Source organism: Sulfitobacter sp. 15WGC, from assembly GCF_005068605.1.
In the GTDB taxonomy this organism is placed as follows: Bacteria; Pseudomonadota; Alphaproteobacteria; order Rhodobacterales; family Rhodobacteraceae; genus Sulfitobacter; species Sulfitobacter faviae.
Map to the genome: position 1 here is coordinate 1 of NZ_SZNL01000172.1, position 254 is coordinate 254.

General features: G+C 60.6%; 1 protein-coding gene. It reads left to right on the top strand.

Going from position 1 to position 254, the window contains the following annotated elements:
* A partial coding sequence (locus FCK22_RS19470; protein WP_248646607.1) for an SPOR domain-containing protein occupies positions 1–254 on the top strand: 254 nt, incomplete at both ends.

A 254-nucleotide genomic window follows, 5' to 3' on the forward strand; every position in this document is an offset into this window, starting at 1 on the left:
AGCAAAGCGCGATCAATAACAAACCCTTCTGGCGCGTGGTGATCGGCCCCGCCACCAGCAAATCCGAACTCGATACCCTTCTCAAGAAGGTCAAGGCCGAGGGCTTTACCGACGCCTACGCCGTGTCAACTGACAAACCGGAGGAAATGCTTCCTATGATCCGCCTTTTTGCCGCCGCCGTGGCACTGGTGCTGACGCTCCAGCCCGCCGCCGCTTTCGATACCCGCGCCACCGCCGCCTATGTGTTGGACCAG